The sequence below is a fragment of the Kosakonia sp. HypNH10 genome (assembly GCF_029850615.1).
In the GTDB taxonomy this organism is placed as follows: domain Bacteria; phylum Pseudomonadota; class Gammaproteobacteria; order Enterobacterales; family Enterobacteriaceae; genus Kosakonia; species Kosakonia cowanii.
The window spans coordinates 664,663-682,635 of sequence record NZ_JAOTIU010000002.1; the positions used below are offsets into that span (position 1 = coordinate 664,663).

The window sequence follows — 17,973 nt, forward strand, 5'->3', positions numbered from 1 at the left end:
GTCTTACCGCATATTCACAAATATACCGTTAGTAACATTATCTGTTAGCCGCACTACATGATAGATGACTTGTTTATTGTGCGTTTTAATTTTCCTTTTAATATTTCCTTTATGTGACGATACCGTTTTCGCTTTAATATTCATCTGATCGGATATTTGAATAGTATCTTGTCCTGACATCCACATTTTTAACATGCTGGATTCTGTCCGGCTCAGTGAAAGCGTTGGCAGATTAATAGTACCGATACTTTTTTTCTCTTTGCTCAAATAATCGCCTAAAATATTGTCCAGAGACTCAGGTTTTATCGATTTTGAGCTAATTAACAAGTTCTTACGGACTAACAGGTACTCATCAAAATGGATATTGGCGATGGCCATAAACACGATAAACAGTGTACGGGGATGCTGATTAATGACCTGCTTTATATGCTGACTGCTGTCTGGATCATGAATAAAGCAGTCTTCATTAATAAACACCACGGAAGGTTGAAATGTGGCGCAAGCTAATTCGAGTTCATCAACAGATTGCACGTCGTTGATATCTCGTTTTTTTACTCCCCGGCTTGTCAGATACCCTGTTAATCCCAACCGGGTATAACTGCATAAATCCATAATAATCGTTGACATGGCATACCCTCACTCAATGCGTAACGATAATTCACCACCCGCCAGAAGCTTCAGAAGCCATACAGGAATATATTACTGAAGTGCATGGGAAGACCTCAGGCGAATCCACTATCCCGTAAAGTTACGTATAATTTGCCAGGAATCATCTTAAAGTAAAGTAAATGTTGCGTTCTGTGAGAATGCTAAAAACAAATAAGCCGCGTCAGGGTTATCCTGGTGGCTGTTTTTAAAATTTCACTTTAGGATTATCCTCAGGATGACACTGTAAAGCGGAGGGGTACTATCTCTGCGGCAGTTCGCTCACGATATCCGCCAGTAGATCGAAGATCTCACTGAAGAGGCGTTCGCAGAAGGGAGCAATCAGCGGCATCATTGCCGAGATGAGCAGAATACCGACGCTCAATGTGACAGGGAAACCGATAACAAACACCGACAGCTGCGGTGCCATACGGTTCAGCAAACCAAGGGAGAGGTTGATGGTCAGTAACAGGGTAATAATCGGCAGCGCCAGCATTAAGCCGTTGATAAAAATCATTCCTGCCGCGCGCGTCAGCGCCAGATACGCATTACTGTTGACCGGGTTACCGCCGATCGGCAGGGTGTGAAAGGTGTCGACCAGCATCGAAATCAGCCACAGATGGCCGTTAAAAGTCATAAACAGCAGCAGCGCCAGCATATCGAGAATGCGCGCCAGCACCGGCATGTTTAAGTGGCTGGTCGGGTCAACAAAGGTGGCGAACGACAGCCCCATTTGCAGGCCAATCAGCTCACCGGCGAGACGGATGGTGGCAAAGGCAAACTGCATGGTGAAGCCGAGCGCAATGCCGATCAGAATCTGTTGCATTCCCACCCACAGCGCGGCGGGCGCAAAAATACCGATATCGGGCGTGTCCGGCAGCGTCGGGGCAATAACAATGGTGATCAGAATCCCCAGCCCGACTTTAATCCGGCGGGGAATGCGCGATTCGCTCAGGATCGGCGCGGTCATGATCAGCGCCATTACGCGCAGCAGCGGCCAGAAGTACATACTGATCCAGTGCAGCCACTGGTCGCTGGTGACGTTCAACATAGGCCGGATTACCCGATGATGTAAGGAATGTTGTTGAACAGGGTACGCATGTAATCAAGCAGCAGATTCAGCATCCACGGCCCGGCTACCACGATGGTGACAAACACGGCGATAATCTTCGGAATAAACGACAGCGTCATTTCGTTGATCTGTGTCGCCGCCTGCAAAATGCTGATCACAAGCCCCGTGATCAGGGCAATCAGCAGCAGCGGAGAGGCGAGGGCAAGGGCGACTTTCATCGCCTCGGTGCCCATCATCATGACCGATTCGGGTGTCATTGCCGCTCCTAACTGTAAAAGCTTTGCGCCAGCGAGCCGACCAGCAACTGCCAGCCATCCACCAGTACAAACAGCATTAATTTAAACGGCAGCGCAATGGTCGCGGGCGGCACCATCATCATCCCGAGCGCCATCAGCACGCTTGCGATCACCAGGTCGATAATCAAAAACGGAATAAAGATGGTAAAGCCAATCTGGAACGCGGTCTTCAGCTCGCTGGTGACGTACGCCGGCAGCAGAATACGCATCGGTACCGCTTCCGGGCCTTCAATCGGCGCGCTGTTAGCGAGACGAGCGAAGAGCGCCAGGTCAGCCTGACGGGTCTGGCGCAGCATAAATTCACGCAGCGGCTGGGCACCGCGCTCAAGCGCGACATCCACGGAGATTTTGTTCTCGCTGAATGGCTGATAGGCGTCGGCATAAATCTTATCGATCACCGGCGACATAATAAAAAAGGTCAGAAACAGCGCCAGCCCGAGCAGCACCTGGTTCGGCGGCGCGGAGGGCGTGCCGAGGGCGTTACGCAGCAGGCCAAACACGATGATGATGCGGGTAAAACTGGTCATCATCAGCAGAATGGCGGGCAGGAAGGTGAGCGAGGTGATAAACACCAGCGTCTGCACCGGCAGCGACCAGGATTGACCGCCACCCGCCATCGGCTGGCTGATCAGGCCCGGCAGTTGGGCAAACGCGGCAGGCGCCGCCAGCCACAACCCGGCGGCGGCGATAGATAACAAACGGCGCATCACGATCTCCCGGAACGCTTAAGCAGATTCTTCATCACGGCCTGAAAATCGACGTTTTTCTCGTTCACAGTGTCACTGTCGACGGGGGCGGGAGGAAGTTTGTGCAACAAATTGATGTGGGTGGGCGTAACGCCCAGAACCAGACGTGCATCTTCAACATCGACGATCACCACGCGCTCACGCGTGCCGACCGCGGCGCTGGCGGTGACTTTTAACCCCCGGCTGCTGGCGGTCTTGCCGCCAAAGCCGAAGCGTTTGGCCAGCCACGCCGCGAGTAAAATCACGGCGATGATGCCAAACAGTGCGCCACTCACCTGAATAAGTGGCGAACCGGAAACGGCGGACGGTTGCGAAACCGTGGCCTGTGTCTTCATACGTGCCTCAGCGGCTCAAACGACGCATACGCTCGGACGGGGTGATGATATCGGTAATGCGCACGCCATATTTATCGGCGACCACCACCACTTCACCCTGTGCAATCAAATAACCGTTAATCAGGATATCCAGCGGCTCGCCCGCCAGACCGTCAAGGGCAACCACCGAACCCTGCGTCAGGCGCAGCAGCTCTTTGATGGTCATCCGCGTACGGCCCAGTTCGACGGTCAGCTTCACCGGGATATCCATAATCAGATCGATATCCTGCAGATTGCCGCCCACTTCGCCACCGCCCAGCTGCTGGAACACGGCATCTGCCGCGCTCTTGGTTGCCGGCGGGTTCTTTTGTTCGTTCAACGCGTCAGCCCACAGATCGTCCAGTGCTCCGTTGTTGTCATCGGACGGATTGTTCATATCACTCATTTGGGCTGTTCCTCATTCAGCGAATTCAAAATCGGGTTTATCAAGTGCTCTACACGTAACGCATATTGTCCGTTGACCGTGCCGTACTGGCTGGTAAGCACCGGTACGCCGTCCACATGAGCGATAATGCGATCGGGTTTATCAATCGGCAGCACATCGCCGGGTTTGAGCTTAAGTATCTGCGACAGGCGCAGGGGAATGTCGGCGAAATTGGCAATCAAATTCAGCTCAGAGTGCTGAACCTGGCGCACCAGGTTGTCACGCCAGTTCTGGTCCTCATTACGTGAGTTCTCCAGCGGCGGGTTCACCAGCGTTTCGCGCAGCGGTTCAATCATGCTGAACGGCAAACAGATATTAAACTCACCTGTCAGGTTACCGATCTCAACATGGAACGGCGTATTCACAACGATATCGTTGGGCGACGTGGTGATGTTGGTAAACTTCACCTGCATCTCAGAACGCACATACTCGACATCCAGCGGGTGAATCGCTTTCCACGCGTCGCTGTAGCCTTCAAGCGCCAGCTTCAGCATGCGGTTGATCACGCGCTGTTCGGTGTGCGTAAATTCGCGGCCTTCTACCTTAGTCGGAAAACGCCCGTCGCCGCCAAACAAGTTATCCACTGCGATAAACACCAGGCTCGGCGAGAAAACAAACAGGCCGGTACCGCGCAGGGGTTTTAAGTGGATCAAGTTAAGGTTAGTCGGTACGGGTAAGTTACGCGCAAACTCATGATAGGGCTGAATGCGGATCGCGCCGACGGTGATGTCCGGGCTACGACGCAGCAGGTTGAACAACCCCATACGGAACTGGCGCGCGAAACGTTCGTTGATGATCTCCAGCGCCTGCAGACGTTCACGAACGACGCGGCGCTGGGTATTCGGGTCATAGGGGCGAATATCGCTATCGCCCGTTTTACCCGGTTTCGGATCATCGCTGTTATCGCTGTCGCCGTTGAGTAGCGCATCGATTTCTGCCTGAGAAAGAATACTATCGCCCATGTCTTTACCGCAAAATGAAAGCTGTATAAAGAACGTCAGTGACTTCCTGCTTCGGTTGTCCTGGCACTAGTGGCGTTGCGATTGTCTCTTTAATCGCGTTAGCAAGGTTCTGCTTGCCTTCGTTGGTCGCAAGTTGTGCGGCATCCTGACGTGAGAAGAGCATCAGCAGGCGGCTACGTACTTCCGGCAGATATTCGCTCAGTCGTGCACGCGTGGCGTCATCTTTCAGACGCAGCGTAATGCCGACGTAAAGCACGCGATCCGCATCACCCAGGTTCACCGTAAAGGTGTCGAGTGCGAAAAAGACCGGTGCCGGCGGCGGTGGCGCTTCTACCTTGGCATCAGCCGCAGGTTTTTGCTGCATACGCCAGTAACTATAGCCAGCTGCGGCGCATGCCGCGAGTGTGATTAAAACCAGCAGCGGGATCCAGATAGAGCGCTTGCGTTTTTTTGTGATAGCGGAGTCAGTCATCTGATACGGGCTTCCTGTTAACAGCTTATGCGATGATTATCCCGTGTCCTGCTCCGGTCAAAGGGTGGAAAAGACGGGGATAATCATGCTACCTCTGGCGTTTAGGCGAAGATATCGACTGCGCCAGTACCGCGAGCGGCGGATTGCAGGCTTGCAGGTGCAACGATAGCTTCATCTTCTTCGCCGCCAAACGCGCCATTATTACCGGTGCGGGAAGGCTGCTGTTGCTGCTGAGAGGCCTGCTGCTGCTGGCCTGCAAAGCTTTCGCTACTGATATAGCTCTGACCAAGCTGGATACCGTTCTCCGCAAGGGAGGTACGCAGCATCGGCAGCGCCGCTTCCAGCGCCTGACGCACATGGCTGTGCGCGGAAACCATCTGCAGCTGCGCCTGGTTATCTTCAAGCTTAATCGAGATCTGCACCTGGCCCAGATCTTCCGGATGCAGATGCAACTCGGCGCTCTGCTGGCCCTGGCGGGTAAAGAGCGTCACGTGCTGGCTAATATTCTGCTGCCACTCGTGGCTGCCCAACGGGGCGCTGATAACCGACGCGGCCACCGGGGCGCTGGCCTGTGCGCCGCTGACGGCGCTCGACACCGGTGCCATGCTGGCGGTGGTGTTGGTAGTTTGCAGCGCTGCGGTTTCGTGCTCGCGTTTAACGGTAAAGGTCGAGGCGATCGGCGCATTTTGCTGGCCGTCATCCGCCGCTTTAAACGGTACGCCGTTTGCTGCGGTATCGGTTTTCCCGTTGCCGCGCGGCTGATCGCTATCCACGGCGTCGCTCAGCGTGCGGCCTGCAAGGGCGGTTTTCGCGCTTGCGCCAGCATCAATGGCGGTGGTCATAGCCGTCGGTTTTGCCTCTGTGCTGAGCTGCGCTGCTTGTTGATGCGGCAGCATCGCCATCAGCGCGCTCAGTCCGGCTAAATCTTCATTCGGCGTGTCGCTGTCGGCTTTAACATCGCTGGCTTTCGCCGTTTTGCTTAACGCGGCGAGCACATCGGTTTTTGCCGCGGGTGTCAGGCCGGAGAAGAGTTTCGCAATCTCTTCATCGCTCTGAGCGCTGGCAACAATCTCCGCTTTTGCATCCTGGCGCGCGAGCAGATCCGCCAGCTTCTGCGCCGGGGTTTGCGCGCGTGCGTCAACGCCAGCCGCCGCCACGCCTGTTGCGTTGAGGGCACCTTTTGGCAACTTACCGCTCAGGGCGGCCGCCTGCAGATCGGCCAGCGTCACCGGGGCATCGCTGCCTGGATTTTGCATACCCGAAAGCGCACCGGTCAGCAGACCGAGAAAATCTTGTGCGCCATCAGCGCCTGCTTTACCCGCTGATGCGCCGGTTGCGACATCGTCGGTTTGAGTAACTACCAGTTTTGGCAGAGTGATCATTCTATTTTCCTCGATGACGCTCGTTGTGCAAACTCATCCATTTTTTTCTGATCAAGACGGTTTTCCGCCAGTAACGCCGCAGCGCTCTGGCGATCCTGCAGGGTTTGCCAGGCTTGTAAACGCTGTTTCTTCTCTCGCCAGCAGCCGAGCGCGAAATCGACTTTTTCGTTCCAGTGCTTCAGTTGCAGACGATGTTGTTCAATGGCTTTCTCCAGCGTCTGAATAAACTGCTGGTAGTTTTGCCAGCGCTGGTTATCTATCCCCTGGCTCATGGTGTTGTTCAGGCTGTTGCGATATTCGTGCTGATAATCGATCAGCATTTTTAACTGCTCTTCAGCCTGCTGGCAGGCGCGTCGCATCTCACCCAGTTTCAGTGCGGCGTCGTCGACCTCTTTTTCCGCCAGATCCTTTAGCGTCGTTAATGCGCTGTTTTGCGTCATAAAGTCAGCTCTCCACTACCTCAGACACCCGGGAAGATAAGCTCTAAAGCCTGCATTGAATCTTCCCACCCGGCACGTTCGAAAATGCCCTGTTGCAGAAACGCTTCCAGTTGCGGCCACAGTGAAATGGCTTTATCCAGCATCGGATCGCTGCCGCGCGCGTAAGCGCCGACGCTCACCAGATCGCGGTTACGCTGGAAGCTTGACAACAACTGTTTAAAGTTGCGCACGCGCGCGTAATGTTGCTCAGAGATCAAAGCGGTCATCGCACGGCTGATGGACGCTTCGATATCAATCGCCGGATAGTGTCCGGCTTCCGCCAGTCGGCGGGATAACACAATGTGGCCATCGAGGATGGCGCGCGCCGAGTCGGCGATCGGATCCTGCTGGTCATCCCCTTCGGTAAGCACGGTGTAAAACGCGGTGATGGAACCGCCGCCGTGAATACCGTTACCCGCGCGCTCTACCAGCGCCGGCAGTTTGGCAAATACCGAAGGCGGATAGCCTTTGGTCGCCGGCGGCTCGCCAATCGCCAGGGCGATCTCACGCTGCGCCATCGCATAACGGGTCAGGGAGTCCATGATCAGCAACACATGCTGGCCGCGATCGCGGAAGTCTTCCGCAATACGCGTGGCGTACGCCGCACCCTGCATACGTAATAAAGGAGAGACATCCGCAGGCGCGGCGATCACCACGGAACGCGCACGGCCTTCAGCGCCGAGGATGTTCTCAATAAAGTCTTTTACTTCGCGGCCACGTTCACCAATAAGACCGACGACAATCACGTCTGCCTGGGTGTAACGGGCCATCATGCCTAACAGCACGCTCTTACCGACGCCGGAACCGGCGAACAGACCCATACGCTGGCCGCGCCCGACCGTTAACAGCGCATTGATGGCGCGCACGCCGGTATCAAGCACATGTTCAATCGGGGTACGTTGCAGCGGGTTAAAAGGTTGCGTGATCAGCGCACCGGTTTCACCGGTATCAGGTGCGGGCAGGCTGTCGAGAGGTTTGCCGGCCCCGTCGAGTACGCGGCCGAGCAGGGCAGGGCCGAGCGGCAGCTGTTTGCTGCTTTGTAAACCATCGCCTAATGCGCTGCGGGCATAGACACGCGCGCCGGGCAGAATGCCTTCCACTTCTTCTAACGGCATCAGAAACAGGCGCTGGCCGTTAAAGCCGACGACTTCGCTCTCGACTTCACGGGTCTCCAGACCATCCTGACGCTCAATAATGCACGTTGCGCCGAGCGGCAGCTGTAACCCGGTTGCTTCCAGCACCAGACCGGTGGCGCGGGTCAGCCGACCGTAACGACGCACCGACGGGAGCTGCGTCATTTTGTGTTCGAAATTATCCAGCGTGGTCAGCCAGCGGGTTAAACGTGCGGTCATTACACGACTCCGGGTGCCGCCAGGCGGCACAGTTCCTGCCAGCGTGTGGCGACGCTGGCATCTAAATCGCCCTCATCGGCGGAAACTTTGCAGCCGCCCTGATGCAGGGTCGGGTCGCCGCGCAGACGCCAGCCGTGCAGACTGAGCGTTGCGCCAAGCATCTCTTCAACGCGCTGCAAATCGTCCGGGTGGACGCGCAACTGCGGTTTGCCGCTAAACAGCGGCTCCTGCTGTAATAGTAGTTGGATCTGTTTGATTAGTGCGCTGTTATCCACCACCGGCGCATGGCCGAGCACCTGGCGCGCGGCTTCCAGCGCCATCTGCATCAGGCGGGAGGCGATCACGCTATCGAGGGCATCCAGCGTGTACTGGAATTCACTCACCAGCTGCTGCATGCGGGCGTGGATCGGGGCCTGCTGCTGGCGAGCCTGGTTAAGACCCTGCTCCATACCCTGGGCAAGCCCTTCCTGAAACGCCGCGTCATAACCCGCTTTGCGTCCTTCGGCGAGACCGGCGTTGTAGCCGCTTTCGTGCGCCTGCATCTGGATCTGCGCCAGCTGCTGCTGTTGCAACTGCTCGGCGCTCAGTTCGTCCTGCTCTGTCTCTTCGCTCTCATAGAGCGAAGTGGTTTTTTCCTGCTTCAGCAGGGGAGCGAATTTAGCTGCCTGCGGGAACGCCAGATCATCCGGCGTCCAGCGTTTCCACGGCAATTCATTAGACATAGGTATCCTCGCCGCTGCCAATTACCATCTCGCCGGTTTCCGCCAGACGGCGAACGATGAGCAGGATAGCTTTCTGTTCGTTTTCCACCTGCGAGAGGCGAACCGGACCGCGGTTGGCCAGGTCGTCGCGCAGGATATCTGCCGCACGCTGCGACATGTTGCGCAGGAACTTCTCGCGCAACGGCGGCTCGGCGCCTTTGAGGGCGATAAGCAGCGATTCGGAATCCACTTCCTGCAGCAGGCGCTGGATAGAGCGGTCGTCGACATCCACCAGGTTTTCGAACAGGAACATCTCGTCGATGATCTTCTGTGCCAGCTCGCCGTCGAATTCGCGTACTGCGGTAATAACCGCTTCTTCCTGCTGCGTCTTCATCAGGTTGATGATTTCCGCTGCGGTTCTCACGCCGCCCATTTTGCTGCGCTTGAGGTTCTGGCCGTCGAGCAGGTTGTTCAGCACTTCGGTCAGCTCCGCCAGCGCGGCAGGCTGTACGCCGCCGAAGGTGGCGATACGCAGCATCACATCGTGACGCATACGCTCATCAAACAGGGCAAGAATATCCGCCGCCTGCGACCGTTTGAGGTGCACAAGGATGGTGGCGATAATCTGCGGGTGCTCGTCGCGGATAAGGTCGGCGGCACTCTGCGGCTCCATAAAGTTGAGCGTTTCGATGCCGCTGGTGGTATCGCGCGTTTCGAGAATATCTTCCAGCAGGCTGGAGGCGCGCTCTTCGCCGAGCGCTTTTACCAGGACGGAGCGCAGGTAGTCGTTGGCGTTGACGTTCAGCGCCGCGAACTGTTCCGCTTCGTTCTCAAACTCCTGTAGTACGTCCATCAGCTGTTTGTTAGAGATCTGACGCACGCTGGCCATTGCGGTACTTAAGTGCTGGACTTCGCGGGCGGAGAGGTGCTTGAACACCTCAGCCGCGCGATCTTCACCAATGGTCATCAGCAGAATGACGCTCTTGTCCGTTCCGGTAAGATTATTGCTCATGTTCGTTACTCATCCACTGGCGAATGACCAGCGCCACGACGCGCGGATCGTTATCTGACATTTCGCGAATACGCTGGCTCATGACCTCGGCGCTCAGACGCTGATTACTGCGGCGCTGCTGCTGTTGCTCATCTTTGCTGAGGCGTACTTCCACGGACTCTTCAATTTCATTGCGCGCTTGTGCCGCTTCCTGCACCGCTTTCGCTTCTTCCTGGCGGCGAACCAGCTGCGGACGGACCGCTTTACGCCACAGGATGAAGGCGACAATCAGTACCAGTAACCAGCGACCTGCGGTCATCAGCTGGTCGATAAACGACTGCTGTTGCCAGAACGGAAGCTCACCACCGACATCATCGGTCATGTTGAACGGTGAGTTCACGACGTTCAGCGTGTCACCGCGTTTCTCGGTGTAACCCATCGCTTCGCGGGTCAAATCTTCAATCTGTTTCAGCTGATCGGCGGTCAGTGCGGCAGTTTTGCCATCGGCCAGCGTGCGGTAGTTCACCACCACGGCGACGGAGAGGCGCTGCACATCGCCAACATTCATCTTGGTGTGACGAATGGTGCGATCGACTTCATAGTTGTTCGTTTCATTATGCGTCGTGTTACGCGGGCCGCTTGCTGCGGTATTGGTCGAGGTCGTCTGCTGACCCTGCTGCTGGCCCTGCGCATTCTGCTGACCGTTCTGACCATTCTGCGGCGTAGTAATCGGCGCAGAGTTAGCCGGAGCCGGCTGGTTGGAGAGCGCGCCAGGCACGCCGCCCGGATACTGACCACCAATCTGCTCACTGCTGTTAACCTGGCGTGAACGCAGCACCGCTTGTGCCGGGTCGCCGCCGTTCGGTGCGTACTGCTCTTCAGTCTGCTCTTTGCTGGCGAAGTCCAGCTGGGCAGTTACCTGAGCGTGAACGTTACCGTTACCGACGATAGGGCCGAGGATCGCTTCGATACGACGCTGAACGCGGTTTTCGACATCGGCAGTGTATTTCAACTGCGCGTCATTCAGATCGCGACCGGCAACGCCAGACTGCGTCAGCAGGCGACCGCTCTGATCGACAACGGTCACGTTGCCCGGCGGCAAGCCCGCAACGGCGCTGGAGACCAGGTGAACGATAGCGCTGATCTGACCATCATCCAGCGCACGGCCCGGTTGTAAATTGACCGTGACCGACGCGGAAGGGGATTTCTGCTCACGCACGAACAGCGACGGTTTTGGCATCGCCAGGTGAATACGCGCGCCTTTTACCGGACCGAGCGTTTCGATAGTGCGGGCCAGTTCGCCTTCCAGCGCGCGCTGGTAGTTAACCTGCTCGCTGAACTGGCTGATACCAAACTTCTCTTGATCCAGCAGTTCAAAACCCGCCGCGCCGCCTTTCGGCAGACCTTGCTGGGCGAGACGCAGGCGCAGCTCGTGCACCTTGTCAGCGGGCACTTCAATCGCGCCGCTGCCGTCAGCAAAGCGGTAGGGGATATTCATCTGCGTTAACTGCGTAACGATGGCACCGCCGTCCTGATCGGACAGGTTGCTATAAAGGGTGCGGTAATCCGGCGATTTCGCCCACAGCACCATAGCGACAATGATGGCGCAGGCTGCTGCCGCGGCCACCATCAACGGAATTTTTGGGTTCGCGCGTAAGCGGTTGATCCACTCAAGAGATTTATTCTGCGGTGCAGTTGTTGCAGTCGCACTCATTGTGCACCTCGTGACTCTGGGTGGATGTTGTTATGTGAGTTGAGAAACAAATCGGACTCCCGGGTCGGCAAACTCGACAAATGACCATTAAGATGGCGATGTCATTATTTGATGAAATGGATTTTTCTATGCCTCAAATAACCTGGTTTTTTGACGCTATTTACCGCCATCATCTCATTGACAAACTGTTAGCCTTGTCAGGTATCAATCCATCCGGGGAATAACAATGGCTATACAGGGCATTGAGAGCGTCGTCAGTCAGCTGCAGGCAACTGCAGGTATTGCGCGTGCTCAGAGCGTGGAGAGCGAACCGTCTATCAGCTTCGCCGGGCAACTGCACGCGGCGCTGGATCGCATCAGCGACACGCAGAACGCCGCACGTGTACAGGCGGAGAAATTTACGCTTGGCGAGCCGGGCGTGGCGCTGAATGACGTGATGACCGATTTGCAGAAATCTTCGATCTCGCTGCAGATGGGCATCCAGGTGCGTAATAAACTGGTTTCTGCTTACCAGGACATCATGAATATGCAGCTGTAGTTCACAGACGCAGAGATAAAAAAAACCAGGCCGGAACACTCCCGCCTGGTTTTTTTATTGCTTGCGCCGCGGGCTGCGGCGCAAAAGTGGGCTACTTCTGGATCAGGTAGCGGATGGTTGGCCCATCCTGCTGAATATCCAGCACCGTGTAGCCGTGGTTGCGTGCATCCAGCGGAATGTTGTTAATCGACTGCGGGCAATCACTCACCACTTCAAGAATTTCCCCTTTTTTCAGCTGCGGCATCGCTTCAAGCGTTGCTACCGCCGGGTAGGGGCAGGGTTCGCCGCTCATATCGAGACGGTAATCAGGCACAATGCTCATGCAGGCTCCTTCGCAGGGTTGGCGGCAGGTTTCTGGCGGCGGAAGAACTGTTTCTCCCAGCCGACCACAAAGAGAAACGCGGCCAGTAACAGAAGATAGGTGACCAGCAGACCGCCGAGCGACCCGAAGGTGTTAAGCAGGTTGATTTTGTCCCAGCTGGTGGCAAGCGTCGGCGCGAGATCGTCCCAGAAATACGCAAGAATGGTTGAGCCAATCACGTTACCCAGCCCGACCCACCAGTAGTGCACCTGGCCTTCGACGGCACGGTACATCCAGCCTGTTTCACACCCGCCCGCCAGCACAATACCAAAACCGAACAGCAGGCCGCCGAGCACCGCATTGGGGCCGGCCCACATGATTTTCGCTTCCAGCCCCAGCTGCACATAGCTGAAAATGCCGATGGCGCTCGCCGCCATGCCAAAGATGATCGCCTTCGCCATCATCGTGCGCCCGGTGATCCACATATCGCGGAACGCCGAGGTAAAGCAGATTTGCGCCCGCTCAATCAGCAGACCAAAACCGACGCCGAAGAGCATTGCCAGCCCCAGCTTCGGCTGATTCATCGCCGTTAACAGCGCCCAGCCGAGCATGCCAGTAAACACCAGCATACCGAGACGAAAACGGCGCTTCGCCTGATCCGGCTTCTGGGTGAGCGGCGAGGCGGCAGAGACTTTCTGCATCTTCACCGGAATACGGAACAGCGGCAGCAGGGTAAAGCGCGCGCCGAACCAGGAGCCAATCGCCGTGGCGATGGCGAAAAACCAGGCGTGGAGAGAGAACTGTGGGATCCCGGTAAAGAAGGCCGCAAGGTTACAGCCCATCGCCAGGCGCGCGCCAAACCCGGCAATAATGCCGCCAACAATCGCCTGCGCGATACGAATGCGGTTCTGCGGCATACGCAGTTTCACATTATTGGCCCACAGCGCGGCGGCAAAACAGCCGCCGAACATGCCGATAATCATCATGCCGTCGATGCGCGTCAGCGGCGTGCCCTCGAGGTGGATAATTTTGAAGTAGCCCCACTCTTCGGTGTGCACACCGGCCAGTTGCAATAACTGACCGCCCCAGCGGGTAAACTCGCCGGTCACCGCCCAGAAGGTGCCGGTAATGCCGAAATAGTAGGTAGAGAGAATACCGGTCGCGATCACCGCCGGAACAGGAGACCAGAACTTAATAAGGAAGCGGTCTTTGAAGTGTTGCCATGACATAGTAAAAAGCCTCTGAACTCAGAAGGTATGGGGACGTACAGAAAAGTCGTACAAAAGAAGCGGGATGATACACGTCTTCGCGCCTGAAACGCTGCACAATAGGGCAAAAACCTGGCGCAGATCAAAGTTGTTCTCTCGCGGCGAAAGGGTGGCGAGGCGCGGCCTTTAATGCCACAATCGCTTTTTTTCACGAGCAGGATGAAGAATGAAAAAGCGTATGATTCTCGGCGCGATGCTGCTGCTGAGCGGCTGCGTGCAGGTGGATAACTATCAGGCGGTGGTGAAACACCCGGCGCCCGCAGGATTAGCGGGTTACTGGCAATCAACGGGGCCGCAGAGCAGCCTGGTCAGCCCGGAGGCGATCGCCAGCCTGATTGTGACGCCGCAGGGCGATACTCTTGATTGCCGCCAGTGGCAGCGCGTAATTGCGGTTCCCGGCAAACTGATGCTGGATGGCGGTACTTTCTATAACGTTACGCAGAAGCTGGACGTTTACCGTTTAAATCAGGAAGGCAATACGCTGGAGTTTGATGGCCTGACGCTGTCGCGTACCGATAAACCGACCGTCGAGTGCCAACAGGCGCTGGAGAAAGCGGGTCTGGATATTAAACGCTAGATCGTGCTTAAAAGAGGAAAGCGTGGCGGGTGAGGGGGAAACCACAGCACCCGCCGCTAATGAGATTTACATCTCATTGGGGAAGAGAATATTTCCGGAAAGACGTCCATATGTCGAATTCAGGTTATGTTGTCGGGAAGTTTGACCAACCAATGTCCTCAGCTCGTCCATTCGCTGGTTTAACAATGTTTTCAATAACACTTCATTATCCAGGATTTGCTTAAGCATCGGACGAATTTGCGCCTGCACATGAGGCGCTGCTTCGCTCGAGTCCTGGAACTGCGTCAGCTTCTCAACCGAGGTAACGTACCCCAGTTCGTAGCTGATAAGTTCGTCCCAACGCCCTTCCTTAGCAAGGTTGAGCATGGTACGGCTGGTGGCCAACAGTTGCTGATAGTGGTGGAGCAACCCGAGATTTGCTTCCATTAGTAAGTGTCCCGCGCGTTTTGATGAGTGGGGCCAATCTCTTTCCAGGCATCAGCAATATTGCTCAGCAACAGGGTGACTTCATCAATAGCGGCGAGGTCATTATGGAGATTTGCCTGTAAAAGACGTCGTGTCATGTAGTCATAAAGACTGTCCAGGTTTGCCGTAAGTTCGCCACCGACTTCATGGTCGAGACCTGCACGCAAACCGTTGTTAATGATATTAATTGCCTTTGTAAGCGCCTGTCCTTTACCGGGGATATCTCCCTGCTCAATCAGGATCGCGGCTTTTTTCATGGCGCTTAGCGCGCCATCAAAAAGCAATACCACGAGTTGATGCGGGCTCGCGCTCATCACGGCGCTTTCGACGCCGACCTGAGCATAAGCCTGAATTCCCGATTTCGTATACATGTCCAACCTCAACTAATGGTTATTAACTCATTGCATTAAACTGTTGGGTCAGATAGTTCCCTGTCGATGTCATGGAGGAGACTAACTGGCTCAAACTGGTGAACTGCGTTTTGTAGCGCGCCATGGTGGCCGTAATCTGGTCACTCACCGCTTTATATTGTGTATCCAGGCGCTTCAGGGTTTTGTTGATGCCGTCGGTCGCATTCTGGATGCTGCCGTTACTGCCCAGAATATCTTTCAGCAGATTGCTGGCCTGGGTAGCAAAGCCCGTTGTTTTGCCATCGCCGGAGAGGAAGGTCACCACATCGGCGGATTTTTCATTCAGCGCTTTTTCAAGCTTGGTGCTGTCAACGGCCAGTTTTCCGTTCACATCCTGAGTAATGCCCAACTGCGACAGCACGGCAAAACTATCGTTACCAGACTGTGATGCAGAGAGCTGAGAGCGCAGACGCGTCTGAATGTTACGCAGCGTACCGTCACCCAGCAGATCGCCGTTAGAGGTGTTCTGAGTGTTACTGCCCTGATCCACCGCGGTATATTTGGTCTGGTTACCAATGGTGGTTTGCAGTGAGTTATACGCATCAACATATGCCTGAATCGCTGCGGTCATCGGTGCGTTATCTTTCGTCACCGACAGGGTTTCCGGCGTACCGGTAGTCAGCTTGTTCAGCGTCAGCGTCACGCCTTCCGGCGCATCGGTGATGGTGTTGCTGCTACGGGTGATATCGATGCCGTTGATTTTGACTTTTGCATCGTTAGCCGCCACCTGCTGCGTCATCACATTGCTGGCACTGCCGGTATTCGTTGAATCGTAGCTAACGTATTTCGCCAGTTCCGCATCATTAGTGGTGATGGTCATCTGGTTGGTGGTGCCGCTGTCGCGCGAGGTCAGCGACAGGTAGTAACTGTTATCGTCCGCTTTGATGATACTGGCGGTAACGCTGCCCTGTTTGGCGTTAATCGCATCGCGCATATCCGCAAGGCTGGTCTTATCTTTATCCAGCGTCACGGTCATCGGGGTTTTCTGTCCCGGCTGCGTGATGGTAATTGTGCGCGAATCCAGGCTCTGGTCGCCTAAATCGGTATCTTTACTGGCCACTTTCGGGCTCAGCAGCGACTGCGACGCCGCCAGCGCGCTCACTTCAATAGAGTACGTTCCCGCCGACGCGCTATTGGAAAGCGTGGCGGTAAACGCGGTATTGGTGCTCGACACTTTCGTCCCTGCGATCGCCGAGGTATTTTTCAGTGCGTCCGCCGCCGTTTGCAGTTTGTTGAGGGAGGTTTGCACCACGCCCCAGGCAGTCAGCTTGGCTTTATAAGAGGACTGCTGAGCCGTAATAGGCGTCAACTTGGTCTGCTCTGCCGTCTGCAAATTGTCATACAACGTATTGAGATCCAGGCTGGTGCCTGCGCCGAGTGAACTAATAGTTGCCATTTCATCATCCTTCAGTTTTAGACAATCACTGTGGAGAGTATCGGCAGCGATGGTGAAAAGATTAGAAGCTTTTTTTTAAAGCAATGGCGAAATAAAGAGGGTGAATCAGGGGCAGTTTGTCGCTTTAAAAAAATGATCTTTTTTTCTAAAGGTTGTTTTCGTCCGGTCGATAATCTGGTTAACGGTGAGAAAGCCGTAGGCAGATGCCTGAATCTGATAACTTTTTTTTATGAAGGAAATACATCATGGCTGTTATTAATACTAACACCCTGTCGCTGATGACCCAGAACAACCTGACTAAATCTCAGTCTTCTCTGGGCACCGCTATTGAGCGCCTGTCTTCCGGTCTGCGTATCAACAGTGCGAAAGATGATGCCGCGGGCCAGGCTATCGCCAACCGCTTTACTTCCAACATCAATGGCCTGTCCGTCGCAGCGCGTAACGCCAACGACGGTATCTCGCTGGCACAGACCGCTGAAGGCGCGCTGGGCGAAATCAACAACAACCTGCAGCGTATCCGTGACCTGACCGTTCAGGCACAGAACAGCTCCAACTCCGCGTCCGATGTCGACTCCATCCAGGCTGAAGTTAACCAGCGTATGGAAGAGATCAACCGCGTGACCACCCAGACCGACTTCAACGGCATCAAAGTGCTGAACACCGGTACCGGCACCAGCAGCTACAGCTTCCAGGTTGGCGCGAAAGATAACGAAACTATCTCTATCAGCCTGAGCTCCTCTAATGCCTACAACCTGTACAACGCCACCGGCGCCACTGCACAGACTACCGGCCAGACCATCAACGGCAACGCCCGTAGCACCGCAGCCGAAGGCTTCGATGTGCTTCAGGGTACCGTAAGCAGCGGCGGCGCTACCAACGGCTCTCCGCTGGCGGATATCGATGCGGCGATCAAATCGGTTGACTCCCAGCGCAGCCTGCTGGGTGCATCCCAGAACCGTTTTGAATCCACCATCACCAACCTGAACAACACCGTGAGCAATCTGTCGTCTGCCCGCAGCCGTATTCAGGACTCCGACTATGCGACCGAAGTGTCGAACATGTCCCGCGCGCAGATCCTGCAGCAGGCCGGTTCTTCCGTGCTGGCCCAGGCCAACCAGGTTCCGCAGACCATGCTCTCCCTGCTGCGTTAATCACCGCTTACGCAGTACAAAAAAGCGCCGCTTGTCGGCGCTTTTTATTTGTCTGAAAAATAAAAGATAAAAAGAAGCAAAAAGAACTAAAGAGTTCGCAAGGCCCGTCGATAACTACTTGGACGGTGATGAAGCCGCTGGCGCTTACCGGAATATAAATTTCTTACTTAAGGATAACTATCATGGCTGTTATTAATACTAACACCCTGTCGCTGACGACCCAGAACAACCTGACTAAATCACAGTCTTCTCTGGGC

General features: G+C 55.4%; 22 protein-coding genes. 3 read left to right on the forward strand and 19 right to left on the reverse strand.

Annotation, left to right across the window (positions count from 1 at the left end; genetic code table 11):
• Nucleotides 1-3 precede the first annotated feature (3 nt).
• From rcsA to fliF, 14 genes are all read right to left on the reverse strand, one after another.
• Entirely contained in the window at nt 4-627 is a 624-nt protein-coding gene (gene rcsA, locus N7V53_RS09295; RefSeq protein ID WP_023479186.1) for a transcriptional regulator RcsA, read from the reverse strand.
• Nucleotides 628-907: 280 nt separating this feature from the next.
• Entirely contained in the window at nt 908-1,696 is a 789-nt protein-coding gene (gene fliR / locus N7V53_RS09300) for a flagellar biosynthetic protein FliR (RefSeq protein WP_023479183.1), read from the reverse strand.
• 8 nt (nt 1,697-1,704) lie between these two features.
• Nucleotides 1,705-1,974 carry a flagellar biosynthesis protein FliQ gene (gene fliQ / locus N7V53_RS09305; protein ID WP_023479157.1) on the reverse strand — a complete coding sequence of 90 codons (270 nt, stop codon included), beginning with the start codon at nt 1,972-1,974 and terminating at the stop codon, nt 1,705-1,707.
• A gap of 8 nt (nt 1,975-1,982) precedes the next feature.
• On the reverse strand, nt 1,983-2,720 hold the full coding sequence (gene fliP / locus N7V53_RS09310) for a flagellar type III secretion system pore protein FliP (RefSeq protein ID WP_023479117.1): 738 nt from the start codon (nt 2,718-2,720) through the stop codon (nt 1,983-1,985).
• Nucleotides 2,720-3,094 (reverse strand): flagellar biosynthetic protein FliO, encoded by a 375-nt coding sequence (fliO, locus tag N7V53_RS09315; protein ID WP_124967939.1) that lies wholly within the window; start codon nt 3,092-3,094, stop codon nt 2,720-2,722. Before fliO ends, fliP begins: the two co-directional genes overlap by 1 nt.
• Nucleotides 3,095-3,101: 7 nt before the next feature.
• Nucleotides 3,102-3,518, reverse strand: coding sequence for a flagellar motor switch protein FliN (gene fliN, locus N7V53_RS09320; RefSeq protein WP_023479148.1), 417 nt, complete (start codon nt 3,516-3,518; stop codon nt 3,102-3,104).
• On the reverse strand, nt 3,515-4,519 hold the full coding sequence (gene fliM / locus N7V53_RS09325) for a flagellar motor switch protein FliM (protein ID WP_054803160.1): 1,005 nt from the start codon (nt 4,517-4,519) through the stop codon (nt 3,515-3,517). The genes fliN and fliM overlap by 4 nt, the downstream gene beginning before the upstream one ends.
• Nucleotides 4,520-4,523: 4 nt before the next feature.
• Nucleotides 4,524-4,991 (reverse strand): flagellar basal body-associated protein FliL, encoded by a 468-nt coding sequence (gene fliL / locus N7V53_RS09330; protein WP_042712913.1) that lies wholly within the window; start codon nt 4,989-4,991, stop codon nt 4,524-4,526.
• 101 nt (nt 4,992-5,092) lie between these two features.
• A complete protein-coding gene (gene fliK, locus N7V53_RS09335) occupies nt 5,093-6,373 on the reverse strand; it encodes a flagellar hook length control protein FliK (RefSeq protein ID WP_279793159.1) in 1,281 nt (426 codons plus the stop codon).
• Nucleotides 6,370-6,813 (reverse strand): flagellar export protein FliJ, encoded by a 444-nt coding sequence (gene fliJ / locus N7V53_RS09340; protein WP_023479175.1) that lies wholly within the window; start codon nt 6,811-6,813, stop codon nt 6,370-6,372. The genes fliK and fliJ overlap by 4 nt, the downstream gene beginning before the upstream one ends.
• 20 nt (nt 6,814-6,833) lie before the next feature.
• Nucleotides 6,834-8,204, reverse strand: a complete 1,371-nt coding sequence (gene fliI / locus N7V53_RS09345; RefSeq protein WP_023479135.1) for a flagellar protein export ATPase FliI — start codon at nt 8,202-8,204, stop codon at nt 6,834-6,836.
• A complete protein-coding gene (gene fliH / locus N7V53_RS09350) occupies nt 8,204-8,926 on the reverse strand; it encodes a flagellar assembly protein FliH (RefSeq protein WP_279793160.1) in 723 nt (240 codons plus the stop codon). The genes fliI and fliH overlap by 1 nt, the downstream gene beginning before the upstream one ends.
• Nucleotides 8,919-9,917, reverse strand: coding sequence for a flagellar motor switch protein FliG (fliG, locus tag N7V53_RS09355; RefSeq protein ID WP_023479131.1), 999 nt, complete (start codon nt 9,915-9,917; stop codon nt 8,919-8,921). Before fliG ends, fliH begins: the two co-directional genes overlap by 8 nt.
• On the reverse strand, nt 9,907-11,610 hold the full coding sequence (gene fliF, locus N7V53_RS09360) for a flagellar basal-body MS-ring/collar protein FliF (RefSeq protein WP_023479094.1): 1,704 nt from the start codon (nt 11,608-11,610) through the stop codon (nt 9,907-9,909). Before fliF ends, fliG begins: the two co-directional genes overlap by 11 nt.
• 226 nt (nt 11,611-11,836) lie before the next feature.
• On the opposite strand from fliF, the gene fliE reads away from it, so the two are divergent.
• Nucleotides 11,837-12,148 (forward strand): flagellar hook-basal body complex protein FliE, encoded by a 312-nt coding sequence (fliE, locus tag N7V53_RS09365; protein WP_023479201.1) that lies wholly within the window; start codon nt 11,837-11,839, stop codon nt 12,146-12,148.
• 91 nt (nt 12,149-12,239) lie between these two features.
• Here the strand turns inward: fliE and yedF are convergent, their stop codons facing one another.
• Together yedF and yedE are read right to left on the reverse strand one after the other, a co-directional pair.
• A complete protein-coding gene (gene yedF, locus N7V53_RS09370) occupies nt 12,240-12,470 on the reverse strand; it encodes a sulfurtransferase-like selenium metabolism protein YedF (protein WP_034812490.1) in 231 nt (76 codons plus the stop codon).
• A complete protein-coding gene (yedE, locus tag N7V53_RS09375; RefSeq protein WP_279793163.1) occupies nt 12,467-13,678 on the reverse strand; it encodes a selenium metabolism membrane protein YedE/FdhT in 1,212 nt (403 codons plus the stop codon). Before yedE ends, yedF begins: the two co-directional genes overlap by 4 nt.
• 205 nt (nt 13,679-13,883) lie before the next feature.
• Between yedE and yedD the strand changes: the two genes are divergently transcribed.
• On the forward strand, nt 13,884-14,294 hold the full coding sequence (gene yedD, locus N7V53_RS09380; protein ID WP_124967945.1) for a lipoprotein YedD: 411 nt from the start codon (nt 13,884-13,886) through the stop codon (nt 14,292-14,294).
• Between the two features lie 66 nt (nt 14,295-14,360).
• On the opposite strand, the gene fliT is transcribed toward yedD, so the two are convergent.
• Genes fliT through fliD form a run of 3 tightly spaced genes read right to left on the reverse strand, consistent with a single transcriptional unit; the run spans nt 14,361 to nt 16,565 of the window.
• Entirely contained in the window at nt 14,361-14,720 is a 360-nt protein-coding gene (gene fliT, locus N7V53_RS09385; RefSeq protein WP_023479115.1) for a flagella biosynthesis regulatory protein FliT, read from the reverse strand.
• A complete protein-coding gene (gene fliS, locus N7V53_RS09390; RefSeq protein WP_023479156.1) occupies nt 14,720-15,130 on the reverse strand; it encodes a flagellar export chaperone FliS in 411 nt (136 codons plus the stop codon). Before fliS ends, fliT begins: the two co-directional genes overlap by 1 nt.
• 22 nt (nt 15,131-15,152) lie before the next feature.
• On the reverse strand, nt 15,153-16,565 hold the full coding sequence (fliD, locus tag N7V53_RS09395) for a flagellar filament capping protein FliD (protein ID WP_279793165.1): 1,413 nt from the start codon (nt 16,563-16,565) through the stop codon (nt 15,153-15,155).
• Between the two features lie 245 nt (nt 16,566-16,810).
• On the opposite strand from fliD, the gene N7V53_RS09400 reads away from it, so the two are divergent.
• Nucleotides 16,811-17,716, forward strand: a complete 906-nt coding sequence (locus tag N7V53_RS09400; protein WP_279793166.1) for a flagellin — start codon at nt 16,811-16,813, stop codon at nt 17,714-17,716.
• The last annotated feature ends 257 nt before the right edge of the window (nt 17,717-17,973 follow it).

What these genes read in the sequence shown, in the direction of transcription:
- rcsA (WP_023479186.1), bottom strand. Translation starts at nt 627, where the DNA reads ATGTCAACGATTATTATGGATTTATGCAGTTATACCCGGTTGGGATTA.
- fliR (WP_023479183.1), bottom strand. Translation starts at nt 1,696, where the DNA reads ATGTTGAACGTCACCAGCGACCAGTGGCTGCACTGGATCAGTATGTAC.
- fliQ (WP_023479157.1), bottom strand. Translation starts at nt 1,974, where the DNA reads ATGACACCCGAATCGGTCATGATGATGGGCACCGAGGCGATGAAAGTC.
- fliP (WP_023479117.1), bottom strand. Translation starts at nt 2,720, where the DNA reads ATGCGCCGTTTGTTATCTATCGCCGCCGCCGGGTTGTGGCTGGCGGCG.
- fliO (WP_124967939.1), bottom strand. Translation starts at nt 3,094, where the DNA reads ATGAAGACACAGGCCACGGTTTCGCAACCGTCCGCCGTTTCCGGTTCG.
- fliN (WP_023479148.1), bottom strand. Translation starts at nt 3,518, where the DNA reads ATGAGTGATATGAACAATCCGTCCGATGACAACAACGGAGCACTGGAC.
- fliM (WP_054803160.1), bottom strand. Translation starts at nt 4,519, where the DNA reads ATGGGCGATAGTATTCTTTCTCAGGCAGAAATCGATGCGCTACTCAAC.
- fliL (WP_042712913.1), bottom strand. Translation starts at nt 4,991, where the DNA reads ATGACTGACTCCGCTATCACAAAAAAACGCAAGCGCTCTATCTGGATC.
- fliK (WP_279793159.1), bottom strand. Translation starts at nt 6,373, where the DNA reads ATGATCACTCTGCCAAAACTGGTAGTTACTCAAACCGACGATGTCGCA.
- fliJ (WP_023479175.1), bottom strand. Translation starts at nt 6,813, where the DNA reads ATGACGCAAAACAGCGCATTAACGACGCTAAAGGATCTGGCGGAAAAA.
- fliI (WP_023479135.1), bottom strand. Translation starts at nt 8,204, where the DNA reads ATGACCGCACGTTTAACCCGCTGGCTGACCACGCTGGATAATTTCGAA.
- fliH (WP_279793160.1), bottom strand. Translation starts at nt 8,926, where the DNA reads ATGTCTAATGAATTGCCGTGGAAACGCTGGACGCCGGATGATCTGGCG.
- fliG (WP_023479131.1), bottom strand. Translation starts at nt 9,917, where the DNA reads ATGAGCAATAATCTTACCGGAACGGACAAGAGCGTCATTCTGCTGATG.
- fliF (WP_023479094.1), bottom strand. Translation starts at nt 11,610, where the DNA reads ATGAGTGCGACTGCAACAACTGCACCGCAGAATAAATCTCTTGAGTGG.
- fliE (WP_023479201.1), top strand. Translation starts at nt 11,837, where the DNA reads ATGGCTATACAGGGCATTGAGAGCGTCGTCAGTCAGCTGCAGGCAACT.
- yedF (WP_034812490.1), bottom strand. Translation starts at nt 12,470, where the DNA reads ATGAGCATTGTGCCTGATTACCGTCTCGATATGAGCGGCGAACCCTGC.
- yedE (WP_279793163.1), bottom strand. Translation starts at nt 13,678, where the DNA reads ATGTCATGGCAACACTTCAAAGACCGCTTCCTTATTAAGTTCTGGTCT.
- yedD (WP_124967945.1), top strand. Translation starts at nt 13,884, where the DNA reads ATGAAAAAGCGTATGATTCTCGGCGCGATGCTGCTGCTGAGCGGCTGC.
- fliT (WP_023479115.1), bottom strand. Translation starts at nt 14,720, where the DNA reads ATGGAAGCAAATCTCGGGTTGCTCCACCACTATCAGCAACTGTTGGCC.
- fliS (WP_023479156.1), bottom strand. Translation starts at nt 15,130, where the DNA reads ATGTATACGAAATCGGGAATTCAGGCTTATGCTCAGGTCGGCGTCGAA.
- fliD (WP_279793165.1), bottom strand. Translation starts at nt 16,565, where the DNA reads ATGGCAACTATTAGTTCACTCGGCGCAGGCACCAGCCTGGATCTCAAT.
- N7V53_RS09400 (WP_279793166.1), top strand. Translation starts at nt 16,811, where the DNA reads ATGGCTGTTATTAATACTAACACCCTGTCGCTGATGACCCAGAACAAC.